This is a genomic window from Streptohalobacillus salinus (assembly GCF_003201605.1).
GTDB lineage: Bacteria > Bacillota > Bacilli > Bacillales > Amphibacillaceae > Streptohalobacillus > Streptohalobacillus salinus.
Genome location: NZ_QJJR01000011.1, coordinates 1 through 13,639 on the forward strand (window position 1 = coordinate 1; position 13,639 = coordinate 13,639).

General features: G+C 37.2%; 15 protein-coding genes. 5 read left to right on the forward strand and 10 right to left on the reverse strand.

All coding sequences use genetic code 11. From position 1 onward, the window contains the following. Positions 1-332: 332 nt before the first annotated feature. The 5 genes from DES38_RS09025 to bcp form a co-directional block, all read right to left on the reverse strand. Positions 333-1,208, reverse strand: a complete 876-nt coding sequence (locus DES38_RS09025) for a nucleotidyltransferase-like protein (RefSeq protein ID WP_110251784.1) — start codon at positions 1,206-1,208, stop codon at positions 333-335. Positions 1,209-1,638: 430 nt separating this feature from the next. Next, entirely contained in the window at positions 1,639-2,106 is a 468-nt protein-coding gene (gene perR / locus DES38_RS09030) for a peroxide-responsive transcriptional repressor PerR (RefSeq protein WP_425450541.1), read from the reverse strand. Positions 2,107-2,317: 211 nt separating this feature from the next. Then, on the reverse strand, positions 2,318-2,884 hold the full coding sequence (locus DES38_RS09035; protein WP_110251786.1) for a cob(I)yrinic acid a,c-diamide adenosyltransferase: 567 nt from the start codon (positions 2,882-2,884) through the stop codon (positions 2,318-2,320). A gap of 2 nt (positions 2,885-2,886) precedes the next feature. Further along, positions 2,887-3,870: a D-2-hydroxyacid dehydrogenase gene (locus DES38_RS09040; protein ID WP_245882000.1), complete on the reverse strand. Its 984-nt coding sequence runs from the start codon at positions 3,868-3,870 to the stop codon at positions 2,887-2,889. Positions 3,871-3,989: 119 nt separating this feature from the next. Next, on the reverse strand, positions 3,990-4,460 hold the full coding sequence (gene bcp, locus DES38_RS09045) for a thioredoxin-dependent thiol peroxidase (protein ID WP_110251788.1): 471 nt from the start codon (positions 4,458-4,460) through the stop codon (positions 3,990-3,992). Between the two features lie 204 nt (positions 4,461-4,664). On the opposite strand from bcp, the gene DES38_RS09050 reads away from it, so the two are divergent. Together DES38_RS09050 and DES38_RS09055 are read left to right on the forward strand one after the other, a co-directional pair. After that, on the forward strand, positions 4,665-5,951 hold the full coding sequence (locus tag DES38_RS09050; RefSeq protein ID WP_110251789.1) for a glutamate-1-semialdehyde 2,1-aminomutase: 1,287 nt from the start codon (positions 4,665-4,667) through the stop codon (positions 5,949-5,951). Positions 5,952-6,237: 286 nt separating this feature from the next. Then, a complete protein-coding gene (locus DES38_RS09055) occupies positions 6,238-7,323 on the forward strand; it encodes an FUSC family protein (protein ID WP_110251790.1) in 1,086 nt (361 codons plus the stop codon). 90 nt (positions 7,324-7,413) lie between these two features. On the opposite strand, the gene ntdP is transcribed toward DES38_RS09055, so the two are convergent. Both ntdP and mutY read right to left on the reverse strand, forming a co-directional pair. Then, positions 7,414-7,941 carry a nucleoside tri-diphosphate phosphatase gene (gene ntdP / locus DES38_RS09060; RefSeq protein ID WP_110251791.1) on the reverse strand — a complete coding sequence of 176 codons (528 nt, stop codon included), beginning with the start codon at positions 7,939-7,941 and terminating at the stop codon, positions 7,414-7,416. Between the two features lie 121 nt (positions 7,942-8,062). After that, on the reverse strand, positions 8,063-9,169 hold the full coding sequence (gene mutY, locus DES38_RS09065) for an A/G-specific adenine glycosylase (RefSeq protein WP_110251792.1): 1,107 nt from the start codon (positions 9,167-9,169) through the stop codon (positions 8,063-8,065). Between the two features lie 114 nt (positions 9,170-9,283). Between mutY and DES38_RS09070 the strand changes: the two genes are divergently transcribed. Then, complete coding sequence (locus tag DES38_RS09070) at positions 9,284-10,270, forward strand: metal-dependent hydrolase (RefSeq protein WP_110251793.1); 987 nt, start codon at positions 9,284-9,286, stop codon at positions 10,268-10,270. Between the two features lie 77 nt (positions 10,271-10,347). On the opposite strand, the gene recX is transcribed toward DES38_RS09070, so the two are convergent. Together recX and DES38_RS09080 are read right to left on the reverse strand one after the other, a co-directional pair. Then, positions 10,348-11,163, reverse strand: coding sequence for a recombination regulator RecX (recX, locus tag DES38_RS09075; RefSeq protein WP_110251794.1), 816 nt, complete (start codon positions 11,161-11,163; stop codon positions 10,348-10,350). 476 nt (positions 11,164-11,639) lie between these two features. Then, on the reverse strand, positions 11,640-11,897 hold the full coding sequence (locus tag DES38_RS09080) for a hypothetical protein (RefSeq protein WP_110251795.1): 258 nt from the start codon (positions 11,895-11,897) through the stop codon (positions 11,640-11,642). 138 nt (positions 11,898-12,035) lie between these two features. On the opposite strand from DES38_RS09080, the gene DES38_RS09085 reads away from it, so the two are divergent. Continuing rightward, positions 12,036-12,467, forward strand: a complete 432-nt coding sequence (locus tag DES38_RS09085; protein ID WP_110251796.1) for a helix-turn-helix domain-containing protein — start codon at positions 12,036-12,038, stop codon at positions 12,465-12,467. A 57-nt stretch (positions 12,468-12,524) separates the two neighbouring features. Here DES38_RS09085 and DES38_RS09090 read toward each other — a convergent pair whose 3' ends face one another. Continuing rightward, positions 12,525-13,184 carry a helix-turn-helix transcriptional regulator gene (locus DES38_RS09090; RefSeq protein ID WP_110251797.1) on the reverse strand — a complete coding sequence of 220 codons (660 nt, stop codon included), beginning with the start codon at positions 13,182-13,184 and terminating at the stop codon, positions 12,525-12,527. Positions 13,185-13,382: 198 nt separating this feature from the next. On the opposite strand from DES38_RS09090, the gene DES38_RS09095 reads away from it, so the two are divergent. Next, positions 13,383-13,628, forward strand: coding sequence for a YuzB family protein (locus DES38_RS09095; protein ID WP_170114382.1), 246 nt, complete (start codon positions 13,383-13,385; stop codon positions 13,626-13,628). The last annotated feature ends 11 nt before the right edge of the window (positions 13,629-13,639 follow it).

Genomic DNA, 13,639 nt, shown 5'->3' on the forward strand with positions numbered 1-13,639 from the left:
CAATATAATTGAAAGAGTCATAATAACTCTGGTTAAAGCACTAGCTTTACTTACTTGTTTTTCTTAACATACTGTGTGTTTTGTTCAGTTTTCAATGTTCAATGTGTTGCCGTCGTTTTCGACAGCTATTAAATTATATAACAGACAGATTTGAATGTCAATAACTTTTTACAGTTTTATTAATAGCTTGGCTACGACACTTAATATAGTAGGAAAAATCATTTGCTTTACTAAGTTATCGCCGAAGCAACGTTTATTACTATATCACGTGGGCGGATAGGTCGTCAATCAAAATTTAAAAAAATCCACCCACATCCATCATTACTATCGCTTTATGGTTGATCAGTAAGTTGGTAAAGTCGGTGATAAACCCCTTCTCCTTTTGTTTTCATGCGCTTGACCTTCAAACGATTTTTATCAACAAGATAATGCACCATCATACCCAAATCTAAAGCATACGGCGCTAAAGCAGGGTGCTGTTTCAACTCACCGAATGCCCACGGTTCATTCTTTTCTTTTAAAACACTTTGCAAATGCTTAATCGCCACATCAACTTTATTTCCTAAGGTAAAATCAATTGCTAACATCATCAGTTCAATCCGTTCATTTAATTGTTCATCGCTTGTAATAAGTTCTTGATACAATTTATGAATAGCAGGATCAATTCGTTTCACTTGCTCCCAGACCATAAGCTCTGGATGGTAACCTTGCTCTAAAATCGTTAGGCGTGCCAACGCATGAAGTGAACGAATGATTTTATTATAACTATCAAGTAAATTAGACGTGTCATACAATTCGACTGCCTCTTTGTAACTTCTTGCACCTTTCGCAAATTCCATTGCCATTTTCAATTCGCGTTGTTCTTTCGGAAACATGTTCACTTCTTCCTTCAAATTGTAGAGGTACTCGTTACGGTCAAACAAAATTTGCCCTTGCGATACCCACTGAAACATACGGCGATAACCAGAGAACTCAATCCATTCTCTCAGTTTCTCAGCGGTAACACTGTGTAGTGCTGCTGTTCCAGATTCAAACTCATAGTGCTTCACCGACCACTCTGAAGCTTGTTCAGTCACAACAATTAACAAAATCGTATCAAAATTATCAGTAACCGGACTACTTGTTAGATGCTTTTCAACTCTTAAAACGCCTAGTGTTCTCGGATCACTCGCACGTTCTTGATATATTGGACGTAATAAATCTTCCACAACCTTCACCTCTTCTATTAAGTTTAGCGACCGATTCTTCAACACCCTTATTAAAGTCAGGTAATTTCTTACCCTATCCTAGATACAAACCACATCTTCATCATTTTAAAAAAACGACTTATTTAATATAGTATTCTCGTTCCAAGTACAAATATCCTGTTCAATTATTTAAACTCTTTAATTATCATATCATTTTTTATGCTAACTACTAAATCTATACGCATAAGTATTGCACGAACCAATGGTCGGTGTGTAATTAAAAACATTAACCTCATCATTTACACTTACGACTTTTCACTTAATCATTTAAACCCTTTGCATCCACATATTTAATCCGCTATTCCTCAATAGTTTCACAGGTCTTACTTTAAAGTAGCACAAAAAAACTTCCTTCCTATTATAGGTAGGAAGGAAGTTTTTTGACTGAGGTTTAATGTTTTGTTTTGCAATCCGGACAGGTACCGTAAATTTCCATACGGTGGTGACTGACATCAAAACCTGTGACAGTTTCAGCTAACGCTTCAACTTCATCTAGGCTTGGATAGTGAAAATCAACAATTTTACCGCACGATTCGCAGATCACATGATAATGTTTTGATGTGTTGTAATCAAAGCGACTTGATGCATCACCGTAGGTTAATTCCTTGACTAAGCCAATTTCTCTAAATACACGTAAATTATTGTAGACAGTTGCTACACTCATATTTGGAAATTTTCCTTCTAGTGCTTTGTAAATATCATCGGCGGTCGGATGTGTTTGAGCATGAATCAAAAACTCTAGCACCGCATGACGTTGTGGCGTAATCCTAATACCTGAAGTCTTTAATCGCTCTACCGCTTCTTTTAACTCGTCATGACTATGGTCGTGATTATGATCATGATGTTCATGCATGGCCATCCACCTCTCTTTCATTTTCTATCCGTAATTATTAGATGGCTACTTCTTAACAAATCTTTAAATAGAAGTTGTTATTCTGTAACTTCAATTATTAGTTTATAATTCTTATAATTAGTGTACTAGGTTTTAACCAGGTTTGTCAAATGAAAAATAGCCTAGGACTAGGCTATTTTATAAACGTTCCTACTGTAATAGATATCATGTGTTCCTATTATTCAGCTTCATAAGTGAACGGCTTCTCATCATATGCACTGAATATATTAATGAAACGTGCAGCAACAAATAATAAATCTGAAAGCCGATTTAAATATGCTAATACTAACGGACTTACCTCATCTTTCAGTCCAACTGTCATCCGTTCAGCTCGTCTAACAATCGTTCTGGCATGATGCAGTGTTGCTGCCGAAGGGTGACCTGATGGCAAAATAAATTGTTTTAAGTCAGGTGTTTCTTCTTCCCACTTATCAATTGTTGCTTCCATACGATCGATAGCCGCTTGAGTTATTGGCCAAGGAACGTCATGCCCTTCTGGCGTTGCCAATTCTGAACCGACATGAAACAACATTCTTTGTACATCTTCCATGCAAGTTATAAAAATTTTACGATCAGATAATGACCACGTCAACCCTTGATCAATCGTAGCTATTGCATAACCGATCACAGCGTTCGCTTCATCCACTGTCCCATAAGCATCTACACGCAAATGGTTTTTCGCTACCCGACTTCCTGAAATTAATGATGTCTCCCCACTATCACCGGACCGTGTGTATATTCTCATTGTTAATACCCCCGCTTTGGATTAATTTGATTTACAGGCAGTGAGCCATCAACCAAATAACCGCTAAGATTTTCCTCAAAGATGCTAAGCGCTCTCGGAACGTACATTTTAGATTTCCCTGAAATATGTGGCGTGATTGTTATTTTATCGTGCATCCAAAATGGATGTTCGACCGGTAACGGCTCTTCTGGTAACACATCTAGAATTGCATGCTCAATTTCTCCTTCATTAAGTGCATCTAGTAACACCTCTGTTTCAACCGCATCGCCTCTTCCCATATTTAAGAAAATCGCATCGCGTTTCATTGCTTTGAATGCTTCTTTATGATAAAAAGGACGTGTTTCCGCAACACTTGGTAAAATAGATACAACAAAATCAGCACCTCTAAGTGCTGTGATCAACTCTGACTGAGAATAAGACTTATCAAAGTACGGCTTATCTTCACCTGTACGACTTACCGCTCGCGTCTCAATATCAAAAATCCGGCAAATTCTTGCCAGTTCTTCACCAATTGCTCCAGCTCCAACAACAGTTAAGACGCGCTGATTAATTTCGCGGGTTGGAAGCTTTTGATTCCAAACTTTATTTTGTTGTTGTTTGTCAAACTGATACACATTACGATACTGAGCCAATAACATTCCTAAAGCATATTCTGCCATCGGCTTTTTGTGAATACCACGCGCATTGGTTACCTGTATTTCTCGTTCAATAATTGCCTCAAACGGCAGTTCTTCTATGCCAGCAGAGAGAACCATAATCCATTTCAAAGCTTTCGCCTGATTTATATGTTCACTCGTTAGATCTTCTCCATATGTCAACAATACTTCTGCTTTATTTAAATTTACTGCTTCTTCTATCGAATGATAAAAATAAAAGCTTATTGCTGGATAACGCTCAATTAATTGTTGTTCTATAGTTTCACTAAAGTGCGTAGCAGAAACGACAATCATAACATGAATCCCTTCTTTCTTTCCCTGGTTCGTCAAATAAGCGCACCAGAATCTATGTAATTGTTACCTATAATGTAAAGTGAAACGGAAATAAAGTCAAAGAAATGTGCTAGTCTAAGTCCTCTCTTAAACTAGCACGTGTCACTTTATTCTTCTTAGCTCATATGTTCTTTAATGTACTGTAATGCATCTTCTACGTGACCATCGACATCAACGTCCCGATAAACCTTCGCAATATAACCTTCTTTATCAATTATGAAAGTCGCACGCTCATTGCCGTGATAAACTTTCCCATCTTTTTCTTTTTCTTTCCAAACTCCGAACGCCTCTGCTAAGCGATGGGATTCATCAACCACTAAGGTGAACGGTAAATTATAGTCTTTTTTAAATTCTTCATGGCTCTCTTTCGAATCCGGACTAACACCAATAATTTCAGTATCTAGTGCATCAAAAGTCTCTTTATGGTCACGGAAACTGCATGCTTCAGCTGTACATCCTGATGTTTTATCTTTCGGATAGAAATACAGCACGACGGATTGACCTTTAAAATCCGGTAAAAATATTTTTTCACCTTCACTTGTAATTAATTCAAGCTCTGGAACAAAGTCACCTTTTTTTATTGCCATCTATAAAACCTCCTAAATAAGTATATAGTTTCTTTTCATATATTATTTGTTTACCCAACTCCTAGCAAACTTAAACGCAATTGCTTATTAAAGTAGCTACTACTTTCACTTCCTATTCCTGTTAGCAGAGAACAAACACTTGTTACGAAATATGTAGAATCATGTATAATGATAGGAAATCAATATTTTCTCGGAGGTTATAAAATGAAATGTACACAATCAATTGCGTTACATAAAGAAGCTGAACAACACATCGTCGGTGGGGTGAACTCACCTTCTCGTGCATATAAAGGCGTTGGCGGTGGTACACCCATCTACATGGAAAGAGGAGAAGGTCCTTACTTTTACGATGTTGATGGCAATCGTTACATCGATTACCTAGCCGCTTACGGTCCTATAGTGACTGGTCACGCTCATCCACATATCACCAAAGCTATTCAAAACCAAGCAAAAAAAGGGGTTTTATTCGGAACACCAACCGCACAAGAAAACACCTTCGCTAAAATGCTTAAACAAGCCATCCCCTCTCTGGAAAAAGTACGTTTTGTCAATTCAGGAACTGAGGCTGTGATGACGACAATTCGCGTTGCTCGTGCATACACCAATCGCGAAAAGATTATCAAGTTCGCCGGCTGTTACCATGGTCACAGTGACATCGTTCTTGTTCAAGCGGGTTCTGGTCCTTCAACGCTAGGAAATCCTGATTCTGCAGGTGTTACGAAAGGTACTGCCAACGAAGTTATCACTGTACCTTTCAATGATTTGGCTAATTTTAAAGAAGCGCTTCGCCTCTGGGGGGATCAAATTGCTGCGGTATTAGTGGAACCCATTGTTGGAAACTTCGGAATTGTAGAACCGGATGATGGTTTTTTACAGGCTGTTAATGAGCTAGCACATGCAAATGATTCGTTAGTCATCTATGATGAAGTAATTACCGCGTTTCGCTTTATGTACGGTTCTGCTCAACAGCTCTATAATATTGAACCCGATTTAACTGCGTTAGGTAAAGTGATTGGTGGCGGCTTACCTATCGGTGCTTATGGCGGACGTGTGGACATTATGGAACAGGTTGCACCACTTGGCCCTGCATATCAAGCAGGTACGATGGCTGGTAATCCACTATCAATGGCATCCGGCATTGCTTGCCTTGAAGTCTTGCAAGAAAATGGCATTTATGAAGAGCTTGATCGATTGGGTGAAAAGTTAGCTGACGGAATCAGTCGCGCCGCAAATCAACATGGTATTGAAATTACAATTAACCGTTTGAAAGGTGCCTTAACTGTATATTTCACGAATAAAACTGTGCGTAACTTCGCCGATGCTCAAGCGACTGATAGTGAAAAATTCGGTCAATTCTTTCACTTGATGTTAGAACAAGGTATTAATTTAGCCCCCTCTAAATATGAGGCTTGGTTCCTGACAATTACTCATACCGACAAAGAAATTGACGAGACACTTGTCGCTGTTGAGCGTGCTTTTGCAAAAATGTAATAATTATTAGCAGCAGATCCTAATAAACTGAATAATATACACTTTTATGAATATTTATTTATTTTTGAATTGATTATTTATTCGGAATATGCTATATTAGCTATGAAATTTAATATTTCAACTCATGCTTTATTTTGTCGATTTGTATGACTTCCCTTCAAAGCATGAAAGTTACTTGGCCTTTTCGAGTGGAGAAACTCGAAAAGGTCCTTTTTATCGTTTAATCTTATGTTTTATTGGAAATATACTATATAACGGAGCCTTCAAGAAGGGAGCACTCACTCATATGAGATTAGGTGCACGAATGTTTAAAACAGGATTAGCCGTTGCAATAGCACTCTACGCGGCATCGATCATTGGATTTCCATCAACAGTATTTGCTGGTTTTGCTGCTGTATTCGCGGTTCAACCTTCCATTTATCAATCATACATGACGATTTTAAAACAACTGCAAGCAAACTTTATCGGTGTAGTTACTGCGATTACACTTGGATACATTTTAGGTAATGATCCAATCGTCGTTGGTATTTCTGTTGTGTTCGTCATTAGTATTTGCCGCTATTTACGCATTGAGAAAAGTGCTGTATCGATTGCGTTAATCGCGGTAATCTCGACAATGGAGAACACATCGATGGATATTTATCTATTTGGTTTAATGCGTTTTTCATCATTAATGCTCGGTATTTTTTCAGCTTTCTTAGTGAATTTATTATTTATCCCACCACGGTACGAAACAACGCTTTTTCAAAAAATCAGTGAAAATACAACTGAAATTCTAAAGTGGTTACGGATCACAACACGTCATCTGTCTGATGACCCTTCACTAAAGAAAGAATTAACTAAAATCGAAAAGGATTTGCACCGAATGGATGAACTCCATTCCTTATTTGCTGAAGAACGTGTCTACCGCAGTAAACGTCGACCAATACGCGCTCGTAAGCTCGTTGTTTTCAGACAATTGACCAAAACAACCCATCGGAGTTTTCGCGTTCTTAAATCGATTCAAAAAGTAGACAACCGCGCAAATCTTATGCCAGCTGATTTACAAAAGCGTTTAATTGAAGAAATTGATATTGTCATTAATGCACACGAGAATATAATGCTTGGGTTTATGCGAAAAATTAAACGTAATCAAAAACGACCGATTCATCATTTACGTGAATCAAACATTCCTGATGTTGTTGATCGTTTACTTGAGCTCTATCAGAAAAACGAAGCCGATTATTTGATTTTCTTACCTTTAGCAGCGATGTTAATGAATTATCATCAAGATTTAAAGCACCTCCAAACGCTCTTGAACAGTTACGATCAATTCCATGGCGAGGAAAAACTAGATATTTTACCTAAATCTCGCGATCTGGGTTCGGGTTAATTGTTACCTATACCCCGTTGCTAAATGTATAGATCAACGCTATAACAACCAAGATGCCCCGCAGTTTAAAAAACTGCGGGGCATCTTGGTTTAACGATACGTTAAAAAGAGTTCGTATAATTGTTCGATGTATGCATGAGAAAAAGGACCCTTACGCTGATGAATCATTTTTGTCAGTTCATCGACACTCTTCCATAAAACATCATCCATTCCTTCAGGATAACTCATTTCAACACGGTGTTGATCATACTCATCTTCATCTAGTAACGTATACGTCATATCAGGAAACACTTTAACATCAAGATCGTAATCGATATACTTAACGGCGTCTGTTTCGAATACATAAGGAGAGCTTATATTACAATAATAGTGAATGCCATCTGCACGCAACATACTAATTACATTAAACCAGTGTTTGGTATAAAAAAAACATATGGCTGGTTCTCGCGTAATCCAAGAACGTCCATCACTTTCAATCACTCGTGTACGATCATTTGCACCAATGATTTTAGTGCTGGTTGATTTTAGCACCAACGTTTCTTCCCACGTGCGATGAAGCTGCCCGTTATGTTTATAACTTTTGATTTGCATTGGTTTGCCTTGCTTGGGGCCAGCCATCATATCTTCCTTTCTAATTGTTAGCTACATTTATTATAACGATAATGGTTAACAATTGAAAATATATTAACTTCATTATTAATATAGTAGTACGAATATTAGGTTTAAGCAACCGCATCGGTTAATCAAATTGCCGGATAATCTGTTGATGCGAGACCGAAAAAGGATAATCTGTTAACGCCGCTTGCTCCACCCAACGCTTGTTTTCACCAGCTGTAAAAGCTCCCTCCACTTTGAAATGATAGACATCCAAATGCCAAATCAAGTGGCTAAAGACATGTTTAACGGGTGCTAATTTCCCAGTGAATTTGATGGGGTGATTAAAGTACGCATTAACATACTCATTAAATAACACATCATCAATTTGGGTTGTTTCAAACATAGGAAATTGAAACAGATTTTGCAGTAACCCCTGTTCAGTCCGTTTTTCAATCAAATATTGATGATCTTCTGTTTCAATGACAGCTACAAAATAATTGCGTTCTTTTTGTTTTTTAGCTTTTGCTTTAACTGGCAGATCAGCAACTTTATCTTCTTTTAACGCTAAACAATACATTTTGACTGGACAATTTATGCAATCTGGATTTTTAGGTCGACAGATCAAAGCCCCCAGTTCCATTAATCCTTGATTAAAACTCGACGGATCAGTTTGAGAAATGATTCGTTCAATCACGCGTTCAAAAAGCTTACGTGTTTTTTGCATTTTTATATCTTCGCCAATCAGTAAAACACGCGACAAAACACGCATAACATTTCCATCAACAGCAGGTACCGGCGTATCATAAGCAATACTCATTATTGCTCCGAGCGTGTAGGGGCCAATCCCTTTTAAAGTTGAAAGTTGTTGTATTTCTTTTGGCACTTCCCCTCCATAATTTGCTTTCACTTCTTTGACAGCGTGATGTAAGTTTCTTGCACGCGAGTAATAACCGAGACCTTCCCAGGCTTTTAGCACCTCTTGTTCATCCGCATCAGCTAATGCATTTGCCGTAGGAAACTGCTGAATAAAACGATTAAAATATGGGATGACCGTGTCAACTTGCGTTTGTTGTAACATGATTTCAGAGACCCAAACCTTATACGGGTCTTGATCTTGACGCCATGGTAAATCTCGCTTAACGATTTGAAACCAGTTAATCAAATCACTCTGAAAAGCCTGTTCATTAAAAGCTTTTGTATATGTATCAACTTGAAGATTTTGTTCTAATTCTTTTTGTGTGGGTGACATGACTTTCCTCCTTGTCGTGAAAATAATCAATCATGCTAGGTTTAAACTACCTTCAAAATGGCTACTACTAAGTATAGTCTATTTTTAATTGTTTGTTAAAGGGGTGAGTCAAAAATGGATACGGGTACACATATCGCCATGGGCGTTGCCCTCGGTGGCATCGCTACAATTGATCCAACCATTCATGATAACCCCGTGCTATTCGGTGCTGTCATGGTAGGAACAATCGTTGGTTCACATGCACCTGATTTTGATACCGTACTAAAGCTTAAAAATAACGCCGTATACTTAAGACACCATCGTGGAATTACCCACTCTATTCCACTCGTAATCTTTTGGGGGTTCTTTATCTCTAGCTTACTCTATATCGCCGTTCCAAATTCACCATACTTTACCTTATGGCGTTGGACTGCGTTAGCTGTTGTCATTCACGTGTTTGTTGATATTTTTAATGCTTATGGTACACAAGCCTTACGGCCATTCTCAAATCGTTGGATTGCTCTCGGGTTCATCAACACATTTGATCCGGTTATCTTTGTAGCCCACTTGATCGGGTTTGGACTTTGGGGAATCGGGTTACATCCGACCGCTGTTTTCCTTTCTATATATGGCTTGCTTAGTTTATATTATCTTAAGCGCTACTGGCAAAAACGCGTCTTAGAACATAAATTGTTGTTATATTATGGTGAAAATGAAGTAGAAGGTATTTATACTTCTCCCACCATCAAACAATCAATTTGGCGACTTGCCGTCACGACAAAAAACAGCTTTTATGTTGCAAGAGCCATTGACGGTAACATACAAATTGTTCACCAATTTCCACGTGTACCGTTACCGAATAACAAACTCATCGCAACCGCTAAAACAGATAAAAATGTAGCAGCATTTCTCTCCTTCTCATCAGTATATCGTTGGGAAATGGTCGAATATGAGAACTATAAAGAAATCAGATTCATTGATCTACGTTATCGCTCAAAAGATCATTATCCATTTGTAGCAGTTGTTAAAATAAGTAATAATCTTGATATTCTTAACTCTTACACAGGTTGGATTTTTTCAGAAGACAAATTGCAAGATAAATTGCTAATCGAAGATGACTAAAACGCAGGCAAATGACTGCCTGCGTTTTAGTTATCTTTTTATTTTAAAAGTAGGGTTTATCCCCACTAAAAATACAATTAATTGCCTTCAACATGCTCTTCAACAAAGCGATCTATTAAACTACCATCGAATCCTTTTTGATAAAGATTCGCTTTCACTTTTTGTTTGAGCATATAGCCCGAATGTTTACGTTCATGACGCTTCAGTATTTTTTCGCCTTGATAGACACACGCTTCCCATTCTTCATCATCGTCTTTTTCTATTTCTACACCTTCAAAGGCAATTGAAATAGCATCACTCGCATAACCTTTTTGCATTAACCGCTGTTTAAGTTTTTGTTGAACTATTTTTTGACTCGTTTTTGTTTGCTTATTGTTTTCCTTTTCAATTAACTGGGTGATCATATCGACTTGTTCTTCTTGCGTATACAAATCCATTGCTTTATCTACCACGTGTTGATCAATTCCCTTCCTGAATAACTCTTGTTTTATTACTCTTGGTCCTTTGGAGGTTGTTTGTTTTTTAGTTAGGACGTACGCTTCACTAAATGCTTGATCATCTAATAACTTAACATGAGTTAATCGCTGAATAATCTCATCAATATGTTCAGGGTCAACCTCTTTTTTTATTAAATAGTCTTTAACTTCCTTTGTTGCACGCATACGATACGACAAATAATGGAGAGCCATATTGTAACTTCGATTGATCGAATCTTTACTCTTTAAAGCATGTAAATCCGCATCGCTTAAATCTAATCCTTTTGTCAGACCTTCACTAATTAGCGTCTCTTCTTCAACACTAAAACCGTATGCTTCTTTACCTGCGGTTTCTAAAAAAATATTGTAACGATCTTGACGTTTCATTTGCATGGTAATGCGTGAGATTTTCGGCAAAAAACCCCTCCTTCGCGTTCGAAAGAACGTTCGTTCTTATACGAGTATAACATGTAAATCCTTAAAATCGCTAGTATTCATTTGAAATAACTAGCCATACTTTGATTTACCCAACAAAAATGCTAGACGCCTTTACAGTTATTGTTAATAACAACATTATAGTTACGCAGGATTCACAAAAGAAGCAAAATCATATTTAAAAGGCACACAAAGATAGACGCTCCCAGCATCGCATCAGAAACAAGTGGAATAGCCCCGAAAACGCTCGTTTGCACACCACTTTCAAAGGTTTCAATGAAAAACGCTAAGGAACGCTTAACGCATCTGTCACTTAACACTTAAACATGCACGGCAGATGGACTATCGGATAGAAATGAGCAACAGAGATAAAGAAAGCTTGTATCAATCAACATTAAACCTTGCGACGCCCAAATTTCAATTGACTTTTTTTAGTCATCTATTACACCCAACAAACGTTATGGCTTAATTTTTTTCATCAGCAAGGGTAATGTTTCCGCTGTTGCATGCTGATGTTTAATCGATTGACAGGTAAGTTCTAAAGTTAGTTGTTTTATGGTCAGCATCGAGTCATGTTGAAATACAATTAAAACTTGATTATTTTTCATTATTTCATATTGGCGTAACTGGAAAGGGGCGGTCAAAAAGCGAAATGAATGCGCAGCATAATTAGCTGCGTCCCAATTTGTCTTCTCTACCAATAGATAACTATACATGAGACACCTCTAATGTTCTTTTTAAGAACATCATACAATATATACCTAATAAGAACAATCTGTGCACGTTAAACAAACACTAAACATGATAGGATTACCACATACTTAGTATAAATACACAGAAAATGAGTGGTAATAATGCTAATCAATCGATTTGCTCATAATTTAAAATACTACCGAAAGAAACATGACTATACCCAACAACAGATTGCTGATTTACTTAACATTTCACGGTCAGTTGTGGCCAAATGGGAAAATGGTCACGTCTTACCTGACCTTAACAACACTTTAAAATTAAGTCAGTTATTTCAAATAACACTTGATGAGTTTGTTGGTAAAACAAACGTTACCCAAAATTTACTGAGTGACTATCAAGCACATTACAGTAGTGAACCTTTTGCGGAACAAATAGACTTCGATGAAGAATCCTTCAATTATCTAATTGATTTTATTATTAAACATCCTAGTTTAAAGCAACAATTATCAACCTATATGGCGTTATCAATTAAGCAACAGAAATCTGCCGAGAAAATTTTCGCGTCAGTTCTTGAAGAAATGAGAAAGCAATAAAAAATCCCTCCACTGATAAAGATATCAATGCAGGGGTTTTTTGTTAGCTTTATTCAGCTATATTTGACTGTTTTTCACTTTATCTTCCTTAACAACATATTTACAGCTCTTACCGCCTTTAGCGATACATGAAACCCGTTCAACATCATCCGTTCCTAAAACCTCTTTAAAGAGTTTCAATTCACATTCACACGGCTTATCATACTCATTGGCAATCGCTGAAATTGGACAATTGAATTGAGCAAAAGTAACCGCGCCATCTCCTAATTCCGGATCGCTCGCCATCTCTGCCATATAGCCGCTTTCTTCTTGGACATCTACCAATTGTTTAACTCGATCAGCTAAAGGATCATCAATGAAAATACGACGTTGATATTTTTTCCGCATGCGCTGTTCACGATTATTAAACAAGATATCAATCGCGTCCTCACCCATACTATCTTTTATATCATGTAAAATTTCAACAGCAATTTTTCCATAACTATTCGGAAATAAATCATTACCCGCTTTAGTTAAACTATAAAATATTACCGGACGGCCCATTGGTTGTCTCACTGTTCGAGATGAAATCAGACCTTCTCCTTCGAGCTTAATCAAATGCTTACGCACAGCCATTTCCGTTATATCAAGAAATTCCTTTAAGCCACTCACTGATAATTCCTGTTTTTTCTTTAAGAGTTCTAACACAGCTTCTCTTGTCGATTTATCTTTCGCCATTTCCAACACCTGCCCTTATGACTATAGTACATAAAAAAGTTTGTGAAGTAAATAACAAACTTTGATTTTTTTATTTTTTTATTATAAAAGTTTAGAATGTTGTTGACCATGACGGTGGTGAGCAGATGAAATGACAACGTTGTCGATTTGCTTTATACTTTTCTTTCAGTATAACATAACAATAGGGGCGTGGGTACAATCGGTATTGTCATTGTTGAGATTTGTGAAAGTAATCTATTACAAACCATCGAAACAGAAGACTTATTTGAATCAGAATACCCTGAAGTCTCGGTTATTTCAAGTGAATGTCTATCTTTTTGTGGTTTGTGCCGGCTCAGACCGTTTGCATTAGTTAATGGTCGTCGAATTAAAGGTAAAGATATTAATGATTGCCTAACTAACATTCGTCGTGCAATTGAAGAAGAACTGGCTTTTTATAAATAAACACATGTAAC

What these genes read in the sequence shown, in the direction of transcription:
- perR (WP_425450541.1), bottom strand. Translation starts at nt 2,106, where the DNA reads ATGGCCATGCATGAACATCATGATCATAATCACGACCATAGTCATGAC.
- DES38_RS09035 (WP_110251786.1), bottom strand. Translation starts at nt 2,884, where the DNA reads ATGAGAATATACACACGGTCCGGTGATAGTGGGGAGACATCATTAATT.
- bcp (WP_110251788.1), bottom strand. Translation starts at nt 4,460, where the DNA reads ATGGCAATAAAAAAAGGTGACTTTGTTCCAGAGCTTGAATTAATTACA.
- DES38_RS09050 (WP_110251789.1), top strand. Translation starts at nt 4,665, where the DNA reads ATGAAATGTACACAATCAATTGCGTTACATAAAGAAGCTGAACAACAC.
- DES38_RS09055 (WP_110251790.1), top strand. Translation starts at nt 6,238, where the DNA reads ATGAGATTAGGTGCACGAATGTTTAAAACAGGATTAGCCGTTGCAATA.
- ntdP (WP_110251791.1), bottom strand. Translation starts at nt 7,941, where the DNA reads ATGGCTGGCCCCAAGCAAGGCAAACCAATGCAAATCAAAAGTTATAAA.
- mutY (WP_110251792.1), bottom strand. Translation starts at nt 9,169, where the DNA reads ATGTCACCCACACAAAAAGAATTAGAACAAAATCTTCAAGTTGATACA.
- DES38_RS09070 (WP_110251793.1), top strand. Translation starts at nt 9,284, where the DNA reads ATGGATACGGGTACACATATCGCCATGGGCGTTGCCCTCGGTGGCATC.
- DES38_RS09080 (WP_110251795.1), bottom strand. Translation starts at nt 11,897, where the DNA reads ATGTATAGTTATCTATTGGTAGAGAAGACAAATTGGGACGCAGCTAAT.
- DES38_RS09085 (WP_110251796.1), top strand. Translation starts at nt 12,036, where the DNA reads ATGCTAATCAATCGATTTGCTCATAATTTAAAATACTACCGAAAGAAA.
- DES38_RS09090 (WP_110251797.1), bottom strand. Translation starts at nt 13,184, where the DNA reads ATGGCGAAAGATAAATCGACAAGAGAAGCTGTGTTAGAACTCTTAAAG.